The sequence below is a fragment of the Pantoea sp. 1B4 genome (assembly GCF_016925765.1).
GTDB lineage: Bacteria > Pseudomonadota > Gammaproteobacteria > Enterobacterales > Enterobacteriaceae > Pantoea > Pantoea agglomerans.
The window spans coordinates 3684291-3702971 of the sequence record NZ_JAEUWZ010000001.1; the positions used below are offsets into that span (position 1 = coordinate 3684291).

At 57.4% G+C, this 18681-nt stretch carries 14 protein-coding genes and 2 pseudogenes; 3 read left to right on the plus strand and 13 right to left on the minus strand.

Annotated features, from left to right (window positions below; translation table 11 throughout):
- Positions 1-6: 6 nt before the first annotated feature.
- From glgX to asd, 3 genes are all read right to left on the minus strand, one after another.
- Entirely contained in the window at positions 7-1989 is a 1983-nt protein-coding gene (gene glgX, locus JNO11_RS17750) for a glycogen debranching protein GlgX (RefSeq protein ID WP_325177542.1), read from the minus strand.
- Positions 1986-4169: a 1,4-alpha-glucan branching enzyme gene (gene glgB / locus JNO11_RS17755; RefSeq protein ID WP_010253252.1), complete on the minus strand. Its 2184-nt coding sequence runs from the start codon at positions 4167-4169 to the stop codon at positions 1986-1988. The genes glgX and glgB overlap by 4 nt, the downstream gene beginning before the upstream one ends.
- A gap of 362 nt (positions 4170-4531) precedes the next feature.
- Complete coding sequence (gene asd, locus JNO11_RS17760; RefSeq protein WP_325177543.1) at positions 4532-5641, minus strand: aspartate-semialdehyde dehydrogenase; 1110 nt, start codon at positions 5639-5641, stop codon at positions 4532-4534.
- A gap of 217 nt (positions 5642-5858) precedes the next feature.
- Here asd and JNO11_RS17765 point away from each other — a divergent pair, with 217 nt between their 5' ends.
- Complete coding sequence (locus JNO11_RS17765) at positions 5859-6452, plus strand: YhgN family NAAT transporter (RefSeq protein WP_003853054.1); 594 nt, start codon at positions 5859-5861, stop codon at positions 6450-6452.
- A 50-nt stretch (positions 6453-6502) separates the two neighbouring features.
- Here JNO11_RS17765 and gntU read toward each other — a convergent pair whose 3' ends face one another.
- The 4 genes and pseudogenes from gntU to JNO11_RS17785 all read right to left on the minus strand — a co-directional run bounded on the left by gntU (position 6503) and on the right by JNO11_RS17785 (position 10317).
- Complete coding sequence (gntU, locus tag JNO11_RS17770) at positions 6503-7843, minus strand: gluconate transporter (RefSeq protein WP_010253270.1); 1341 nt, start codon at positions 7841-7843, stop codon at positions 6503-6505.
- A gap of 2 nt (positions 7844-7845) precedes the next feature.
- Positions 7846-8382 carry a gluconokinase gene (gntK, locus tag JNO11_RS17775; RefSeq protein ID WP_010253272.1) on the minus strand — a complete coding sequence of 179 codons (537 nt, stop codon included), beginning with the start codon at positions 8380-8382 and terminating at the stop codon, positions 7846-7848.
- 140 nt (positions 8383-8522) lie between these two features.
- Positions 8523-9519, minus strand: a pseudogene (gntR, locus tag JNO11_RS17780) (gluconate operon transcriptional repressor GntR).
- 102 nt (positions 9520-9621) lie between these two features.
- Positions 9622-10317: a pirin family protein gene (locus JNO11_RS17785; RefSeq protein WP_263054808.1), complete on the minus strand. Its 696-nt coding sequence runs from the start codon at positions 10315-10317 to the stop codon at positions 9622-9624.
- 349 nt (positions 10318-10666) lie between these two features.
- Here JNO11_RS17785 and JNO11_RS17790 point away from each other — a divergent pair, with 349 nt between their 5' ends.
- The gene (locus tag JNO11_RS17790) at positions 10667-11161 is read left to right on the plus strand and encodes a GNAT family N-acetyltransferase (RefSeq protein ID WP_325177544.1); all 495 of its coding nucleotides are present in this window, start codon (positions 10667-10669) and stop codon (positions 11159-11161) included.
- Positions 11162-11412: 251 nt separating this feature from the next.
- On the opposite strand, the gene ggt is transcribed toward JNO11_RS17790, so the two are convergent.
- Positions 11413-13164, minus strand: a complete 1752-nt coding sequence (gene ggt / locus JNO11_RS17795) for a gamma-glutamyltransferase (protein ID WP_061704360.1) — start codon at positions 13162-13164, stop codon at positions 11413-11415.
- Between the two features lie 206 nt (positions 13165-13370).
- On the opposite strand from ggt, the gene JNO11_RS17800 reads away from it, so the two are divergent.
- The gene (locus tag JNO11_RS17800; RefSeq protein WP_022624015.1) at positions 13371-13658 is read left to right on the plus strand and encodes a DUF2756 domain-containing protein; all 288 of its coding nucleotides are present in this window, start codon (positions 13371-13373) and stop codon (positions 13656-13658) included.
- Here JNO11_RS17800 and ugpQ read toward each other — a convergent pair.
- From ugpQ to ugpB, 5 genes and pseudogenes are all read right to left on the minus strand, one after another.
- Complete coding sequence (gene ugpQ / locus JNO11_RS17805) at positions 13655-14398, minus strand: glycerophosphodiester phosphodiesterase (protein WP_325177545.1); 744 nt, start codon at positions 14396-14398, stop codon at positions 13655-13657. The two genes, JNO11_RS17800 and ugpQ, sit on opposite strands and share 4 nt — an antisense overlap.
- Positions 14395-15469, minus strand: a pseudogene (locus JNO11_RS17810) (sn-glycerol-3-phosphate import ATP-binding protein UgpC). The gene ugpQ and the pseudogene JNO11_RS17810 overlap by 4 nt, the downstream one beginning before the upstream one ends.
- A gap of 1 nt (position 15470) precedes the next feature.
- Positions 15471-16316 (minus strand): sn-glycerol-3-phosphate ABC transporter permease UgpE, encoded by an 846-nt coding sequence (ugpE, locus tag JNO11_RS17815; protein WP_010671530.1) that lies wholly within the window; start codon positions 16314-16316, stop codon positions 15471-15473.
- Positions 16313-17200, minus strand: coding sequence for a sn-glycerol-3-phosphate ABC transporter permease UgpA (gene ugpA, locus JNO11_RS17820; RefSeq protein ID WP_010253295.1), 888 nt, complete (start codon positions 17198-17200; stop codon positions 16313-16315). Before ugpA ends, ugpE begins: the two co-directional genes overlap by 4 nt.
- A gap of 54 nt (positions 17201-17254) precedes the next feature.
- A complete protein-coding gene (gene ugpB / locus JNO11_RS17825) occupies positions 17255-18571 on the minus strand; it encodes a sn-glycerol-3-phosphate ABC transporter substrate-binding protein UgpB (RefSeq protein WP_325177546.1) in 1317 nt (438 codons plus the stop codon).
- Between the last annotated feature and the right edge of the window lie 110 nt (positions 18572-18681).

Genomic DNA, 18681 nt, shown 5'->3' on the forward strand with positions numbered 1-18681 from the left:
GACTCCTTATGATTGCTTTTGGAACACGCACACACCGTGTGCGGGACCATGCCAGACAGTTAGCAGGATGGGGTTGTCGTCCCCGGCGAAAGGAGGAAGGGCGCGCCATTCTCCGTCTGGTAACACGATGTCATTCACCGTATCCGTGGCGTTTATTGTTATTAACCAGCGGCCGGACAGCAGGATCTGCAATCTGTGCATCCCCTGTGCCCATTCATCGTGTTGCAGTGGCTGGCCACCGGCATTGAGCCACTGCACATTGCCGTCACCGTCCTGCCACCAGCGATCTGCGGTCAGCGCCGGAATGCGCTGGCGCAGCTCGATCAGTGCAGCGGTGAATCCGACTAATCCCTTCTCATCCGCCTGCCAGTCAAGCCAGCTCAGGGCGTTGTCCTGACAGTAAGCGTTGTTATTGCCGCGCTGGGTGTGGCCGCGCTCATCGCCTGCCAGCAGCATCGGCGTGCCCTGTGACAGCAGCAGCGTCGTCAGCAGTGCCCGCACGCTGCGACGGCGACGTTCAATCACGTCGAAGCTGACGTTCAGCCCCTCTTTGCCGTGGTTGTGGCTGTAGTTATCGCCGTGACCATCACGGTTATCTTCCCCGTTCGCTTCGTTGTGTTTACGTTCGAAGCTCACCACATCCCACAGCGTAAAGCCGTCGTGGGCGGTGATCAGGTTAACCGTGGCGTGTGGCGACCGGTCATCATGCTGGTAGAGATCGCTGGAGGCGGCAAAGCGGCGGACGAACTCGCCGTTGCTTATGTCGCCGTGCAGCCAGTAACGACGCGCGGTGTCGCGAAACTGATCGTTCCATTCGGCAAACGGCGGCGGAAAACGACCAACCTGATAGCCGTCAGGGCCGATATCCCAGGGTTCAGCAATCAGCTTGACCTGAGAGAGCAGCGGACAGGCGCGTATCGCCTCAAAAAATGGCGCATCACGCTGGTAATCCGGTGTGCGGCCCAGCACCGGCGCGAGGTCAAAGCGGAAGCCGTCGACGTGGCAGACACGCACCCAGTAGCGCAGCGCCTCTAAAGCCCACGTCATCACCTGCGGATGATGGATATTCAGCGTGTTGCCGCAGCCGGTCCAGTTCTGATAATCGCCCTGCTCATCGAGCCAGTAGTAGCTGGCGTTGTCGATGCCGCGCATGGAGATTGTCGGGCCAATCTCATCCAGTTCAGCGGTGTGGTTGAACACCACATCCAGCAGCACTTCGATACCCGCGGCGTGCAGGTTTTTGACCGCCTGCTGAAACTCCTGCAACGGCGTCACGTCCGGCTGACCGGAGGCGTAACGGGGATCCACCGCCCAGAGCGCAAAGGGGTTATAGCCCCAGTAGTTGCTGAGGCCGAGCTGCAGCAGTCGCGGCTCGCTGGCGAAGTGCGCCATCGGCAGCAGCTCAAGGGTGGTAATCCCCAGACTGCGCAGGTAATTCACCATAACAGGATGACCGAGCGCCGCGTAAGTCCCGCGCAGCGTTTCCGGAATTTCCGGATGCTGCTGCGTCAGGCCGCGCACGTGGGCTTCGTAAATCACCGTGTTACCCCAGGGAATACCCGGTGCGACGTCGTCCTGCCAGTCAAAATCCTCCGCGACTACCCGTGACTTCGGCGCAATCGCCGCGTTGTCATGCGGATCGGGCTGCGCCTCGCCGCCATGAAACAGCGGGTCATCCGGTACATCGCCCTCAACCGCGCGGGCGCAGGGGTCAACCAGCAGCTTCGCCGGATTAAAACGGTGTCCCTGCTGCGGGGCCCAGGGACCATGCACCCGGTAGCCGTAGCGCTGTCCTGGCTTCAACGCCGGAACATAACCATGCCAGATATCCCCGCTGCGGCCAGGCAGGTCAAGACGCTGTTCTGCACCCTGCTCATCAAACAGGCAGAGCTCTACGCGCCCGGCATGCTGTGAGAACAGGGTGAAGTTAACGCCTTTGCCATCGTAACTGGCACCCAGCGGTTCGGGATCTCCGGCAGTGATGGTCATTCAGCCTCCCGCACCAGCCATACCGTTGCCAGCGGCGGCAGATTGAGACTCAGCGACTGCGGTCGCCCGTGGCTCTCCTGCTCATCGGTATGCACCCGATGGTTGCGCACGTCGCTGCCGTGATACTCATGCTGATCGGTATTCAGCACTTCACGCCAGTAGCCAGGCTGGTTAACGCCAAAGCGATAGCCCGGACGCGGCACCGGCGTAAAGTTACTGACCACGATCACTTCGTTGCCTTCACGGTCACGACGGACAAAGGCGAAGACGGAGTGTTCCGCATCGTTTACCACCAGCCACTCAAAGCCTGCCGGATCGAAGTCGAGCTGATGCAGCGGCGTGTAGTACTGATAGGTGTGGTTGAGATCGCGCACCAGACGGTGAACGCCGTGGTGCCAGTTGTCGTCCCCTTCCAGCAGATGCCAGTCAAGGCTGACGTCGTGGTTCCACTCGCGACCCTGGGCAAATTCATTGCCCATAAACAGCAGTTTCTTGCCGGGGAAGCCCCACATCCAGCCGTAGTAAGCACGCAGGTTGGCGAACTTCTGCCATGCATCGCCCGGCATACGATCGAGAATCGAGCGCTTACCGTGCACCACTTCGTCATGCGACAGCGGCAGCACAAAGTTTTCGGTGTAGTTGTACATCATGCCGAAGCTCATCAGATCGTGATGGTGCTTACGGTAGATGGGATCGACCTTCATGTAGTCGAGTGTGTCGTGCATCCAGCCCAGATTCCATTTGAACCAGAAGCCCAGCCCGCCGTCTTCGGTGGGACGCGTCACGCCAGGATAGTCCGTCGACTCTTCGGCCATGGTCACCGAACCGGATGCCACGGTGCCGAGCGTACGGTTGGTGTGACGCAGAAACTCAATCGCTTCCAGGTTCTCACGGCCGCCGTACTGATTCGGCACCCATTCCCCTTCGCTGCGGCTGTAGTCGCGGTAGATCATCGACGCCACCGCATCCACACGCAGGCCATCAATGCCAAAGCGCTCCGTCCAGTAGAGCGCGTTGCCCGACAGGTAGTTGCTCACTTCCCGGCGACCAAAATTGTAAATCAGGGTATTCCAGTCCTGGTGAAAGCCTTCACGCGGGTCGCTGTGCTCATAGAGCTCGGTGCCGTCGTACCTTGCCAGACCGAAATCGTCGCTGGGGAAGTGGCCCGGCACCCAGTCGAGCAGCACGTTGAGGCCCGCTTCATGGGCGGCGTCAATGAAGGCGCGGAACTCGTCACGGGTACCAAAACGTCGGGTCGGCGCATACATGCCCAGCGGCTGATAGCCCCAGCTGCCATCAAACGGATGTTCGTTGATCGGCAGCAGTTCGATATGGGTAAAGCCCATCTCTTTGACGTAGGGCACCAGCTGTTCAGCCAGCTCTTTGTAGCTCAGCCAGAAGTTGTTGTCGGTGTGACGACGCCAGGAGCCCAGATGCACTTCATAGATGGAGATCGGCGCGTCAAAGGCGTTGGCCGCCTTGCGCTCCGCTTTCATCTCAACCGGCTCTGGCAGACCACAGATCATCGACGCAGTTTGCGGACGCATCTGCGCTTCAAACGCGTACGGGTCCGCTTTGATGCGCAGTTCGCCATTGGCGTCGATGATTTCATATTTGTAGAGCTGGCCGTTGACCGCGCCCGGTACAAACAGCTCCCAGATGCCCAGTTCCTGACGCAGACGCATCGGATGACGGCGGCCATCCCAGAAGTTGAAATCGCCAACCACTGACACGCGACGGGCGTTGGGTGCCCAGACGCAGAAGCGGGTGCCGAAGACGCCATCGATGACGTCACCGTGCGCGCCCAGCGTCTCATAAGGGCGCAGGTGCGTCCCTTCTGCCAGCAGCCACAGATCCATCTCCTGCAGCAGCGGACCAAAGCGATAGGCATCGTCTACCAGGTTTTGCTGGCCGTGCCAGTTCACCGCCAGCTGATAGCGGAACGGGTTTTTGCGGCGTGGAATAACGCCACTGAAGAAGCCACGTGCATCTTCACACACCAGCTGAGCCAGTTTGCGCCCGGTGGAGGTTTCAATGACCCACACTTCAAGCGCTTCGGGGAGCAATGCCCTGACTTCAAGGCCTTGCTGAGTTCGGTGCATCCCTAGTAACGAAAAAGGGTCGGCATAATTACCCGCAAACAGGGCATTGATCGCATCGCGATCGGGAAGCTCTGACATGACTTTCTTCCTGTGATAATTGGCAGCCGAAATGAACGCGACACAGCCTGTCGCGGTTCACCTGCGCTGCTCTTCATTGAGCCATACGTACAACGACAAAGAAGTCAGGCCATTCCGTGGGAAAAGTGTTTTTGCCGTGTACCACAACCATTTAATCCGGAAAGCACAAGAGTTACCTGTGGCACATCATGGTTAAATCATAGCTTGGTCACGGCACTTGCCATGGACTAAAGCAAAATAATCTTTACCGACCGGCAAAAAAAGGGAAGTTGATCACTGAGTAAGCGAAACGGCAGATTGTTTCGTGTACGACAAAAACAAAAAAAGGCCGGATAAATCCGGCCTTTGGCGATGTTTTCTGTTTAGCTGGTTAACAACCGCAGCATGCGACGTAGCGGTTCGGCTGCGCCCCATAACAGCTGGTCGCCCACCGTGAAGGCAGAGAGATATTCCGGCCCCATATTCAGTTTACGCAACCGGCCAACCGGCGTGGTCAGCGTACCGGTGACAGCGGCAGGCGTCAGTTCACGCATCGTCAGTTCGCGGTCATTCGGCACCACTTTGACCCACTCATTGTGAGAGGCCAGCAGCTGCTCAATGTCAGCCAGCGGCAGGTCGCGTTTCAGCTTCAGCGTAAAGGCCTGGCTGTGGCAGCGCAGTGCCCCGACGCGCACGCACAATCCATCAACGGGGATGACATTACGGGTGGCGAGGATCTTGTTGGTCTCAGCCTGGCCTTTCCACTCTTCGCGGCTCTGACCGTTTTCCAGCTGTTTGTCGATCCACGGGATCAGGCTGCCCGCCAGCGGCACGCCGAAGTTATCGGTCGGCAGGGTACCGGAACGGGTGAAGTCGGTCACGCTACGCTCGATGTCGAGGATGGCGGAGGCCGGGTTCTGCAGCGCAGGCGCAACGTGATCGTGCAGCATGCCCATCTGGGTCAGCAGTTCACGCATGTGGCGCGCGCCGCCGCCAGAGGCCGCCTGATAGGTGGCAACCGAAGCCCACTCCACCAGGTCCTGAGCAAACAGGCCGCCCAGCGACATCAGCATCAGGCTGACGGTACAGTTACCGCCGACAAAGGTTTTGATCCCACTGTCGATACCCTGGCGAATCACCGCATGGTTGACCGGATCGAGGATGATGATGGCATCATCTTTCATGCGCAGCGTGGAGGCCGCATCAATCCAGTATCCCTGCCAGCCGCTGGCGCGCAGCTTTGGATAGACGTCACTGGTGTAGTCGCCACCCTGGCAGGTAATAATGATATCCAGCGCCCGCAGCGCCTCAATATCAAACGCATCCTGCAGTGTGCCCTGCTGTTTGCCCGCAAATGCGGGTGCCGCCTGACCATGCTGCGACGTCGAGAAGAAGACCGGATTGATTGCATCAAAATCGCGCTCTTCACTCATGCGGGACATCAGCACGGAGCCGACCATACCGCGCCAACCAACAAAACCTACATTCTTCATGTCGTGTCCGTCTAAGGCAGTTACACCTGCTTTTCATTTCAGAGGAGAGAGCGGCGTGCTATTTTCACGCCGCTCTGCGTAATAATAAGATTTACCTGTGTCCCTTCACTCTACAAAATGCAGGCCGGGTAGCAAGTGAATTAATTCGATTACGCTAACTTTTTCAGCAGCGTAACTAATAACTCCGCTTTTTCGTGAACAACATGGCGTAAAACCGATGACTGAAATGATTTCAGCGACAATATTATTGTTGTTAATTATGGATCCGCTGGGCAATCTGCCGATTTTTATGTCGGTTTTAAAGCATCTGGAGCCGAAACGGCGGCGAGTGGTGCTGATCCGTGAAATGTTGATTGCCCTGATCATCATGCTGCTGTTCCTGTTTACCGGTGAACGCATCCTGGCATTTTTGAATCTGCGTACTGAAACGGTGTCGATTTCCGGCGGGATAATCCTGTTTCTTATCGCCATTAAGATGATTTTCCCGTCGGCGGAAAGCAGCAGTTCTGGTTTACCGGCGGGTGAAGAGCCCTTCCTGGTGCCGCTGGCGATCCCACTGGTAGCCGGGCCATCGCTGCTGGCGACGCTGATGCTGCTGTCGCATCAATATCCGCATCAGATGTCGCACCTGGTCGGCGCGCTGCTGATCGCCTGGGGCGTGACGGTGGGTATTCTTCTGATGTCAGGTCTGTTCCTGCGTCTGCTGGGTGATAAAGGGGTCAATGCGCTGGAGCGGCTGATGGGATTGATTCTGATTATGCTGGCAACTCAGATGTTCCTGGACGGCATTCGGGCTTATCTGAAGCTGTAGGAGAGTATCTGCGCTTCCCATTAAGACAGGGAAGCGCAGAACCGACGTAATTAAGAGAGTAGTGTGAAGGCGATCATCCCCACCACCGCACCAACGGTACCGAGAATGGTTTCCATCAGCGTCCAGGTTTTCAGCGTTTCCGCTTCGCTGGCCCCGGTGAAGCGACCAAACAGCCAGAACCCGGCATCGTTCACATGGCTGATAATGATTGAGCCACCGCCGATGCAGATCGACAGCGCCGCCAGCTGAGCGCCGCTGTAGTGCAGCGGTTCAATCACCGGCATGATCAATCCGACCGTGGTCAGACAGGCGACTGTTGCCGATCCCTGAATCACCCGCACCGCACCTGACAGGATAAAGCAGGCCAGCGCAATCGGCAGTCCTGCGCCGGTCAGCGCATTGCCCAGCACCGGACCCACGCCGGAGTCCACCAGCACCTGCTTAAACACGCCGCCCGCGCCAATCACCAGCAGGATAATCCCGGCCGGTTGCAGCGCACTGCCGCACACCTGCATTACCCGCTCTTTATCCATACCCTGACGGTAAGCCAGGCCATAAATCGCCACCAGCAGCGCCAGCAGGATTGCGGTGAAAGGATGGCCGATAAATTCCAGCCACTCATACAGGGTGGTGCCTTCGGTCGTGAAGCGTGCGCCGATGGTTTTCAGGCCAACCAGCACCAGCGGAAACAGAATCAGTGAGAGGCTGAAGCCAAACGACGGCAGCTTGCTCTCATCGACATCCGGTTGATGATCTTCCGGCGGCGCGCTGAACGAGACGTGGTTGCCAATGAAGTTGCCAAACAGGGGCCCGGCAATCAGCATGCCCGGGATCGCCGCACAGAGACCCAGCAGGATCATCCAGCCAAAATCTGCGTGCATCTGCGAAGCCAGCAGCATCGGCGCCGGTCCGGGCAGCAGGAACGCCGCCGCTGCGGCCACACCGGCAAACAGCGGGATCACCAGCTTCACCAGATTGCCGCCGGTACGCCGTGCCACCGCAAAAGCGATGCTAATCAACAGCACGACTGCCACCTCAAAAAAGAGCGGCAGCGCGCAGATCAGACCGGCAATGCCCATCGCGTAATGGGCGCGGCTCTGACCAAAGGTTTTCAGCATCCGGATGGCGATCTGATCAACTGCGCCGGTTTCATGCAGGATTTTGCCGAACATCGCGCCCAGCGCGACCACAATCGCGAGGAAGCCAAGCGTGCCGCCCATCCCCTTCTGCATGGTTTCAGCGATCTGATTCAGTGGCATGCCGGAGAACAGCCCGGCACCGATGGACACTAACATCAATGCGACGAAGGCGTGCATACGGGCCTTCATCACCAGGAAAAGCAGCAGCAGGACGGAGCCTGCTGCGGTCAAAACGAGTGTTGCGGTATTCATCTCTAACCCTGGCTGATAGCGTCCTGGATAGTCGCAACCGTAGCCGCCACCACATCGTCCAGTGAATGCGCGATATCCACCACCAGTACATCCGGCTCATCGCTACCCGGCTCTTCCAGCGTCGCAAACTGCGTCACCAGCATCTGCGGCTTGAAGAAGTGGCCTTTACGCGCTTTCAGGCGGGCTTCGATGGTGTCGAAATCGCCCTTCAGGTAGACGAAACGCAGGTTGTCATTTCCCTGACGCAGGATGTCGCGATAACTTTTCTTCAGGGCTGAACAGACAATCACGGAAATTGCCTGGGTGCGCTGCATGGCAAACGCGGCGTCGTTCAGTGCCTGTAACCACGGCTGGCGATCGTTGTCATCCAGCGGATGACCATCGGCCATCTTCAGGATGTTGGCGCGTGGGTGGAGAAAATCACCGTCAAGAAAGGCTGTATTCAGCTGGTGAGAGACCTGATTGGCGACGGCAGACTTTCCGCTGCCTGAAACGCCCATCAGGATAAAAACGTGATGCGACGGGGATTGCGTTGTCATTTTTCTGCTCCGGCAGGTGAGAATTTGCCAATGTTACCGATAACAATATCGTTTCTCATTCTCCTGGCCGCTTAACAGCCTGGCAACCTTTTTACCAGGAAATGCATGAAAGTGTGAGCTGACTCATAAAAACGCCACAATCAGATGCTGCCACCTTCACTGATCTCAAAACCGACATCCAGCGGCTGGCAGGTGCTGGTTTCTCCGGCAATGCGCGCCAGCAGCAGCGCCGCGGCTTCGCGCCCCATGCGGTCGCGTGGCGTCAGCACTGTTGCAAGTTGTGGCGTGACAACCTGACTGATGTCATGGCCGTGGAAACCGGCTATCGCCATCTGAGAGGGCACCTGCAATCCCTGGCGCTGGCACTCAAACATCGCGCCGACCGCCAGATCGTCATTGGTACAGAACAGGCTATCTGTTTCGGGGTAAAGGCGCTGCGCCTCACGCAGCAGATCACAACCAGCGCTGAATGAAGAGGCATCTTCCATCATCACACTGCGTGGCGTCAGCCCCGCTTCGCGCATCGCGATTTCGTAACCGCGCTGCTTCTGCAGCGTACGTTCATCCAGGCGTGCGCCGAGGTAGACGGTATGACGATGACCTTTGCTGAGGATCGCCTGCGTCATCTGCCGGGCCGCTTCAACGTTATCAAAGCCTACCGCCATATCCAGGCAGGGCGTGACGCTGTCCATCACCTCAATCACCGGGATACCGGCCACTTCCAGCATGCGCAGCGTGCCTGGTGTATGGGTGCGTTCGGTGAGGATAACCCCATCAATGTTCCAGCCCAGCAGCGAGCGCAGTTGCAGCTCCTCTTTTTTGCGGGTTGTAACCAAAGTGGGCGACCAGCGTCTGATAGTTGGCTTCGTCGGTGACGGCTTCGATGCCGCGCAATACGTCAGCAAAAACCTGGTTTGTGAGTGACGGCAGCAGTACGCCAATGGCGCGGCTGGTGGCGTTAGAAAGCATATCGGGGGCGCGATTGGGGATATAACCCAGCTCATCCAGTGCCACCGCAATCTTATCCCGCAGGGCAACGGAGACCTGCTCTGGATTACGCAGGTAACGGCTGACGGTCATTTTAGTAATGCCGACGCGATCGGCAACGTCCTGTAATACCGGTCTTTTCTTCTTCATCGTAGCGCCTGGGATCGCCCTTAAAGCTAAAGTACGATGAGTCTATCACTTTTCTGTCACAAAATTGCCAACCGGGCGCGACGATGCGCGCCCGTTATCTGCTTAGACCGGTGGCAGCTCAAACAGCAGGACTTCTGCAGCCGAGCTGGCTTCAATGGTCAGCGCGCTTTCGTCCCAGATAGCCAGAGCATCGCTGGTGGTGATCGCGTTGCCGTTAACGGTAACATCACCTTTCACCACCTGAATCCAGATACGACGTCCCGCATCAATCGCGACATTGTCCTGTTCGCCGGCAGCCATTACCCAGCGCGATAAGGTCATGTCCTGAAAGACTTTCAGCGATCCTTCACGGGCATCCGGGCTTAACACCAGCTGACGTCCCTGCACATCCGGGAAGCGGCGCTGATCGTAGCGTGGTTCGATACCGGTACGCTCAGGAATGATCCAGATCTGATAAAGGTGCAGCGGCTCGCTTTCGCTGGCGTTGTACTCAGAGTGACGTACGCCGGTGCCGGCGCTCATAATCTGAAACTCCCCTGCCGGGATCTGCTCTTTGTTGCCCATGCTGTCCTGATGCTCAACCGTACCGGAGAGCACGTAGGTCAGGATTTCCATATCTTTGTGAGGATGGGTACCAAACCCCTGGCCGCCATCAATCACATCTTCATTGATGACCCGCAGCGCGGAGAAACCCATAAAGTTCGCATCGTGATAGCTGGCGAAAGAGAAAGTGTGCCAGCTATCCAGCCAGCCATGGTTTGCGTGACCGCGTTCTTCAGCTTTGCGTACATAAATCATGTTCAAATCTCCTCAATGTTTTTTATAGTCTGTCCCTGAGGCGGTCTGATTGATAGCTGAAAAACTTCACGCCTCTGTTCAAAATAGTTGAATGAGCATTGAGCAGTGACTGAAAAGCACTGAAGAAGGGCAGGCAAAAAAAAAGCCAGCGGATAAGCTGGCTAAATAATACTGGAAGCAATGTGAGCAATGTCGTGCTTTCTCAGGCTGTCGGGCGACCTCCCGAGAACGCATGACAATAATAATCATTATCATTCGCGTCTGTAAAGTCATTTTCACTTTTTTTACCCTGATTAACGCGGTGAATACCTTGATGTTTAAAGGGTTTTAATGGGCTAAAGGAGAAACCATGAATGAAATAGTTGTCCGCCACGTCACGCCTGAAGATGCTGCTGCGCTGCACAGGATTTACGGTCAGCCAGATACCCAGGCCAGCACACTTCATTTGCCCCACTCATCACTCCAGATGTGGCATACCCGTCTCGCGACGCCTCAGCCCCATGCGCATCTGCTGGCGGCCTGTATCGATGATGTCGTCGTCGGTCAGTGTGCGCTGCATGTGGAAGAGCGCGCCAGACGCCGTCATGTCGCCTCACTGGGTATGGGCGTGGATGAACGCTATCGTCAGCGTGGCGTCGGAACCGCACTCATGCGTGAAATGGTCGCGTTGTGCGAAAACTGGCTACAGGTGAGCCGAATGGAACTGACAGTATTCGTCGATAATGGCCCGGCTATCGCCCTTTATCAGCGTTTCGGTTTTGAGATTGAGGGAACGGCTAAAGGCTTCGCAATGCGGCACGGTGAACTGATCGACGCGCATTATATGGCGCGGGTTAAAGCCTGACGTGTGGAAGCAGAAAGAGCACCGAAGGCGCCCTTTCTGCTGATAAACACTGACAAGGTTCGCTGTCAGCTAGCGCCTGCGCAGGAAACAGGGTCAGATCGGAAAGACGCAAAAGCCGTCATCCATGACATGCTCGGCCCGCGCCGTCCTGGCGCGGGACGCTTTCCTATTCTGACCCAGTTCCCTGCGCGTTAAGCTTATTTATTGCTGTCAGATTCACCCGGGTTTGAGTTTGTCAGCAGTTTTAAATCTCAATAACCCGCACTCAAATCATCGATGCTGCGCGGATCGGAAGCGCCATAGAGCATGCCATCCGGCCCGATCATGATGCTCTGCGTACTGCCCATCGACGGAAGTACCTTCACATGCTGGCCTTTGGTTTCCAGCAGACGCAGCGTATCGGGGCTGAAGCCCTTCTCCACCCGCAGCTGATCCGGCAGCCACTGATGATGGAAGCGCGGCGCATTAGTGGCTTCCGCCACGTTCATCCCGAAATCGATGCTGTTAACCACCATCTGCAACACCGTGGTGATAATGCGGCTGCCGCCAGGACTGCCGGTCACCAGCCATGTTTTGCCCTCTTTGGCGACGATGGTCGGCGACATCGATGACAACGGACGTTTCGCCGGTTGCACCGCATTCGCTTCCCCGCCGACCAGTCCATAGACATTGGGCGTGCCGGGCTTGGCTGAGAAGTCATCCATCTCGTTATTCATCAGGATGCCGCTGTTGCCCGCCACAATTCCGCTGCCGAAATAGGTGTTAAGCGTATAAGTCACCGCGACCGCATTCCCCTGCTTATCCACCACCGAGAAATGGGTAGTCTGATTGCTTTCATAAGGTTCGAGCTTGCCCGGTTTGATCTCGCTGGAGGGCCGCGCCTTCGCCACATCGATCTGCTGCGCCAGGGTTTTGGCATAGGCTTTACTGGTCAGCGCCTGCCACGGCACCTTCACGAAATCGGGATCGCCGAGATATTCCGAACGGTCCGCGTAGGCATATTTCTCCGCTTCTGCCATCACCTGCATGGCATCAGCACTGCCAAAGCCCATCTTCGCCAGATCGAAATTCTCCAGGATATTCAGAATCTGCACGATGTGGATGCCACCGGATGACGGCGGCGGCATTGAGAAGACTTCATAGCCACGGTATGTCCCACTAATTGGCTTACGCTCGACCGCACGATAGGCCGCCAGGTCAGCTTTGTTGATCAGCCCGCCATGCTGCGCCATCTCTCCGGCGATCTCATCCGCGATTTCACCTTTGTAAAAGGCATCCGGCCCCTGACGGGCAATCAGTTGCAGGCTGTGAGCCAGGTTTTTCTGCACCAGCCTATCGCCCTTCTGCCACGGCGTACCGTCCGGTTTGTAGAAGATCGCTTTGCTGTTGGGATGGGTGATCAGCACTTCTTTGCCGTAGGTTTTCAGATCGTCCGCCAGCGCGTCGTTGACCGGAATACCGTCACGCGCCAGTTTGATCGCCGGTGCCAGCAGCGTGCTCAGCGGCAGAGTGCCATATTTCTGCGCAGCCAGCGCCAGTCCGGCCACGGTGCCCGGCGTGCCGGAGGCGAGATGTGATGTCAGCGACAGCTTGCTGTCAGCGTTGCCCTGCTTATCCAGGAACATGTCACGCGACGCGTGTCCCGGTGCCATTTCACGGAAATCGATAGCCGTGGCGCGGCCAGAGGCAGTGCGCAGCAGCATAAAACCACCGCCGCCGAGATTGCCCGCCTGCGGATGGGTCACGGCCAGCGCAAAGCCTACCGCCACCGCGGCATCCACCGCATTACCGCCCTGACGCAGGATCTCGACGCCAACCTGCGTCGCCATCGCATCCACTGACGCTACCATGCCGTGCTGCGCTTTTACCGGGTGAAAAGTGTCACTGTCCACACCGTAGGAGACCGGAGGAGCCTGCGTTGGCGCGGCGTTAGCGCCTGCCACTACGGTGAAACTCATCACCAGCGACCAGCTAAGCTGACGCACTGTTTGCTGCATTTTCATCCTGCCACCATCCCATATTGTTATTTACATTTTTTTATCATTTCTGCAAGTGCCTACAAATACAGCAAAATAACCGGGGTTAAGTCAAATCAGGAATAGATCGGAAAGTAAGGTCTGTGATATCAGGTAAACTTATGGCTACGACCCTGATATCGGTGTACGCCGTTGTGCACCCAAAACCCTGTCGCTTTAAGGAAGGAGGAGTGATGAAAAAGTGGATGATTATTCTGGCCGCTCTGCTGCCTTTCGCCAGTCAGGCGAACACGCTGAACAGCACTAACGATCCGAATAAACCTGGCTATAACCCCAGCCAGCAGCGGATGCAGTCGCAGATGCAGACCCAGCAGCAACAGCAACAGCTGAAGCTGCGCCAGGATCAGCAGCGTCAGACGCAGGACACGCAGCGTAAAATGCAGGAGCAGCGGAACAGCGCCCAGCAGCGGGTGATTACCACGCAGCCGGGCCAGCAGAATCAGAATCTAAACCAGAACTAATGAAAATCGGGGCCGATGATGTCGATGGCATCAGTACAGATGGCATCGACGCCCCATTTCAGCAATTCCCGCGCCCGATCCGGGCTGTTCACGGTATAAACCAGAATCTTCAGGCCTGCGGCTTTCAGTTCGGTGACCCGCTCAGCGGTCAGCACCTTATGATTAAGATGAATTGAGACGCACGCCAGCGCAGCAGTTTTCTCCTGCCACTGCGGGTTCCAGCTGTGCGACAGCAGGCCACGCGGCAACTGCGGCTCTGCCTTCATCGCGGCTTCCAGCGCCTCAAAAGAGAACGAAGAGAGCAACGGTGCGACCTGATCCTGCCACAGTATCGCGGCAGCCTGCGCCACGGCGCGTCCGGTTTCAGCGTCGCTGCCGGTGGTCGGTTTGATTTCGATGTTCGCCATCATCTGATGCTGACGGCAGCGTGCCGCCACCTGATCCAGCCGCGCCAGCTTTTCACCGGTAAATGCGTTGCCAAACCAGCTGCCCGCATCAAGCTGCGACAGCTTCTCCCAAGGCAGCTGACCCGCCACGCCCCAGCCGTTGCTGGTGCGATCGAGCGTGTCGTCATGCAGCAGGAAGATCTGCGCATCGGCCGATAATTTGGCATCAAATTCAATCATCTGATGACCATATTTCGCGCCGGTGTCGATCGCCACCAGCGTATTTTCCGGTGCCAGTTTACCGCCGCCGCGATGGGCGACGATGTGGGGATAGGGCCAGTGTTGTGTGCTCATTCCAGACGCTTTCCATGGGTTGAATCGAAGAAGTGTAACGCATCTGACGGCAGATGCAGCCACAGCGTACTGCCTGGCTGCGGACGTTCACTGTGGGCTAAGCGTACCACCAGTTGCGTGTCACCGATGCGGCCATGTGCCAGATTATCAGCCCCCCAGCATCTCCAGCGTATCGACCCGCAGCGGCACGCCGCCCTGCTCGCGGCTACTGAGCCGGATGTGCTCTGGCCGGATGCCCAGCACCACCGGTCGGTTAGCCCATTTCGCTTTTGTGTCGCTGAGCGGCAGGGCGTGCGAGGCGTCGAGGTCAAAGCGTGATCCATCGCTGCTGAACTGCCCTTTCAGCAGATTCATGGCGGGCGCGCCAATAAACGAGGCAACGAACTGGCTGGCGGGACGCTCATACACCTCGACCGGCGTGCCAAGCTGCTCGACCACCCCTTTGTTCATCACCATCACCCGCTGCGCCAGCGTCATCGCCTCCACCTGATCGTGGGTGACATAGAGGCTGGTGGTCTGTAAGCGGCGATGCAGCTGTTGCAGTTCCAGCCGCATCTGCACCCGCAGACGGGCATCAAGGTTGGAGAGCGGCTCATCAAACAGAAAAACTGCCGGTTCACGCACGATCGCGCGGCCCATCGCCACGCGCTGGCGCTGTCCGCCGGAGAGTTCGCGAGGCCGACGCATCAGCAGATGATCCAGCTCCAGACTGCGCGCCGCGTCGAGCACCCGCTGGCGGACCTGCTCTTTGCCCATGCCACGGATTTTCAGGCCATAGGCCATGTTCTCTTCCACTGACATATGGGGATAGAGCGCGTAGTTCTGGAACACCATTGCAATCCCGCGATCTTTTGGCTCTTCCTGAGTAACGCGCCGGTCGTCGATATAGATATCGCCGGAGCTGACGCGCTCCAGTCCGGCCACCATGCGCAGCAGGGTCGATTTACCGCAGCCGGATGGCCCGACCATCACCATAAATTCGCCGTCATTGATGGTGACATTCAGCGGCTGGATGATCTGATTTTTGCCATCGTAGGATTTAGTTACTGCCTGAAGGGTTACGCCTGCCATCTTATTTCTCACTCTCAACCAGACCGCGCACAAAGGCACGCTGCATGACTAACACCACCACCAGCGGTGGGATCAGGGTTAATAACATTGCCGCCATCACTTCATTCCACTGGGTCGGCGATCCGCTGGAGGAGATCATGCTTTTAATCCCCGCCACCGCCGTGCCGAGGCTGGCGTCATTGATGATCAGCAGCGGCCAGAGGTACTGGTTCCAGCCGTAAATAAAGGTGATCACAAACAGCGCCGCCAGATTGGTTTTCGACAGCGGCAGAACAATGTCGATAAAGAAGCGCATCGCGCTGGCACCGTCGATGCGTGCCGCCTCCACCAGCTCATCCGGCAGCGACATAAAGAACTGGCGGAACAGGAAGGTGGCGGTCGCCGAAGCCATCAGCGGCAGAGTTAATCCGCTGTAGCTGTCGAGCAGGTTGAGATCGGCAATCACCTGCACCGTCGGGAAGATACGCACCTCAACCGGCAGCATCAGGGTGATGAAGATCAGCCAGAAAAAGAGCGTGCGCAGCGGAAAACGAAACCAGACCAGCGCAAACGCCGACAGCATCGACACCGTGATTTTGCCGAAAGTGATGCCCAGCGCCATGATCATGCTGTTGAGCAGCATCAGGCCAAACGCCGGCCCGTTGCCGTTGACGCCATGCGTCCAGATGCGCGAGATGTTCTCCCACAGGTGCGTGCCGGGCACCAGCGTCATCGGCACCTGATAGACCGCTTCGTTATCCAGCGTCGCCGCCACAAAGGCAACATAGAGCGGAAACAGGATGGTGAGCACGCCCAGCACCAGCACGATGTGGCTGAAGAGATCCAGCCCGCGTCGATTCTCAATCATTGGTATTGCACCTTACGTTCAACAAAGCGGAACTGGAGCACCGTCAGCCCGATGACCAGCAGCATCAGCACCACCGACTGCGCAGCGGACGAGGAGAGATCCAGACCGGTAAAGCCTTCGCGATAGATTTTGTAGATTAGCGTGGTGGTCGCCTGCACCGGCCCGCCGCCGGTGGCGGCATCGATCACCGGGAAGGTATCGAAGAAGGCGTAGATCAGATTCACCACCAGCAGGAAGAAGCTGACCGGCGTAATCAGCGGCAGCGAGAGGTTGAAGAAGCGACGCACCGGTCCGGCACCGTCAATGGCGGCGGCTTCCACCAGCGATTTGGGGATCGATTGCAGCGCAGCGAAGAAGAACAGGAAGTTGTAGCTCATCTGCTGCCAGATTGATGCCAGCACAATCAGGAACATCGCCTGACCGCTGTTTTGCGCGTAGTTCCAGTTGTAGCCGATGTGGTTCAGCAGATAGCTGAACAGGCCAAGGCCCGGATTAAACAGGAACATCCACAGTACCGCGGCCACGACAGGCGCAACGGCGTAGGGCAGCAGCAACAGCGTCTGATAGAGACGGCGCAGCCGCACCACATAATCCACCAGCGCCGCCAGCAGCAGCGAAAAGACCATGCCGAACACCGTGACCATGCCGCTGAATTTTATGGTGGTCCAGAACGAATCCAGATAGTAAGGATCGGCAAACAGGCGTCTGAAGTTTTCCAGCCCGACAAAGCTGCTGGAGATGCCAAAGGGATCGAGGCTTTGCAGCGAGTACCACAGCGCTTCACCGGCAGGCCAGAGAAAGAAGATGGCGGTAATCAGCAGTTGCGGCAGCACCAGAAGATAGGGCAACAGACTGGTGCGAAAGACCGGACGAGATGAAGACATGGTGCACCTGGCGTCAGAGAGAGGGGCCAGCCTGAGCTGGCCCGCAAGGAGAGATTACTTCACCTGCTGCTGGAAGCGGCGCAGCAACTCGTTACCGCGTTTCACTGCGTTATCCATCGCGTTCTGCGGCGACTGCTTGCCGGTCCAGACGCTTTCCAGCTCTTCGTCGACCACGGTACGAATCTGCGGCATGTTGCCCAGACGCATGCCTTTGGTGAACGGCAGTGGCGGCTTGTTCATCATCTGACGGGTAGCGATATCCGCACCCGGATTCTTATCGTAGAAGCCCTGCTGTTTAGTCAGCTCGTAGGCGGCGGTGGTAATCGGCAGATAGCCGGTTTTCTGGTGCCATTCCGCGGCGATTTCCGGTTTAGCGAGGAACTGCATAAACTCAGCCACGCCTTTGTAGGTTGTCGCATCTTTGCCTTTCATCACCCACAGGCTGGCACCACCGATCAGGGCGTTCTGCGGCGCATTCGGCACGGTCTCGTCATACGGCATCATGCCAACACCGAAGTTGAATTTGGCGTAATGACGGATATCAGCCAGCGAACCCGATGAGGCGGTGGTGATGCCGCAGTCGCCGTTGTAGAACTTGGCGGTGGACTCATCTTTGCGGCCAAAATAGGTGAAGTCCCCTTTCTTGTTCATCGCTTCCAGCAGCTCGATATGACGAACCAGTACCGGCTTGTTGAACTCCAGCACGGCGTCGAGTCCGTCAAACCCGTTGTTTTTGGTCGCTACCGGCAGAGCGTGCCAGGCGCTGAAGTTTTCAATCTGGATCCAGCCCTGCCAGCCGCTGGCGTAGCCACAGCTCATGCCCGATTTGCGCAGTGCGGCGGCATCCGTCGCCAGCTCCTGCCAGGTTTTTGGTGGCTGATCCGGGTTCAGACCCGCTTTTTTAAAGGCGTCTTTGTTGTAGTAGAGCACTGGCGTCGAGCTGTTGAACGGCTGAGAGATCAGCTGACCTTTGCTGTCGCTGTAGTAGCCCGCCACCGTTGGCACGAACTGCTTTTCATCAAAGGGGATACCGGCGTCTTTGAAGACCTGATGCACCGGCACAATCGCCTGCGAGGCCATCATGGTCGCCGTACCGACTTCATAAACCTGCAGCACCGCAGGGGCTTTGCCGCTGCGCACTGCCGCAATCCCTGCTGCCAGGCTCTGCTCGTAGTTACCTTTGTAGGTCGGAACAATTTTGTAATCGGGATGCGTCTGGTTAAAACGCTGTGCCAGCGAATCCACTTCTTTGCCTAGCTCGCCTTCCATAGAGTGCCAGAAAGGGATCTCAGTGGCGGCCATGGCATGGCTGCTGAGCGTCAGACCGAGCAGCACGCTCATCAGGCTACGACGAAAGGTAACGACGGACATAGAATTTTCCTGTGCAGGTAAATACGCGTGAAATCACGGATTTCTGTTTCGCGAAGTAACATGACACGGGGAAATGAAGGATTAATAACAGAAAGATGACAGCCGGGTGA

Coding starts and splice junctions, on each gene's coding strand:
- glgX (WP_325177542.1), bottom strand. CDS start 1,989: ATGACCATCACTGCCGGAGATCCCGAACCGCTGGGTGCCAGTTACGAT.
- glgB (WP_010253252.1), bottom strand. CDS start 4,169: ATGTCAGAGCTTCCCGATCGCGATGCGATCAATGCCCTGTTTGCGGGT.
- asd (WP_325177543.1), bottom strand. CDS start 5,641: ATGAAGAATGTAGGTTTTGTTGGTTGGCGCGGTATGGTCGGCTCCGTG.
- JNO11_RS17765 (WP_003853054.1), top strand. CDS start 5,859: ATGACTGAAATGATTTCAGCGACAATATTATTGTTGTTAATTATGGAT.
- gntU (WP_010253270.1), bottom strand. CDS start 7,843: ATGAATACCGCAACACTCGTTTTGACCGCAGCAGGCTCCGTCCTGCTG.
- gntK (WP_010253272.1), bottom strand. CDS start 8,382: ATGACAACGCAATCCCCGTCGCATCACGTTTTTATCCTGATGGGCGTT.
- JNO11_RS17785 (WP_263054808.1), bottom strand. CDS start 10,317: ATGATTTATGTACGCAAAGCTGAAGAACGCGGTCACGCAAACCATGGC.
- JNO11_RS17790 (WP_325177544.1), top strand. CDS start 10,667: ATGAATGAAATAGTTGTCCGCCACGTCACGCCTGAAGATGCTGCTGCG.
- ggt (WP_061704360.1), bottom strand. CDS start 13,164: ATGAAAATGCAGCAAACAGTGCGTCAGCTTAGCTGGTCGCTGGTGATG.
- JNO11_RS17800 (WP_022624015.1), top strand. CDS start 13,371: ATGAAAAAGTGGATGATTATTCTGGCCGCTCTGCTGCCTTTCGCCAGT.
- ugpQ (WP_325177545.1), bottom strand. CDS start 14,398: ATGAGCACACAACACTGGCCCTATCCCCACATCGTCGCCCATCGCGGC.
- ugpE (WP_010671530.1), bottom strand. CDS start 16,316: ATGATTGAGAATCGACGCGGGCTGGATCTCTTCAGCCACATCGTGCTG.
- ugpA (WP_010253295.1), bottom strand. CDS start 17,200: ATGTCTTCATCTCGTCCGGTCTTTCGCACCAGTCTGTTGCCCTATCTT.
- ugpB (WP_325177546.1), bottom strand. CDS start 18,571: ATGTCCGTCGTTACCTTTCGTCGTAGCCTGATGAGCGTGCTGCTCGGT.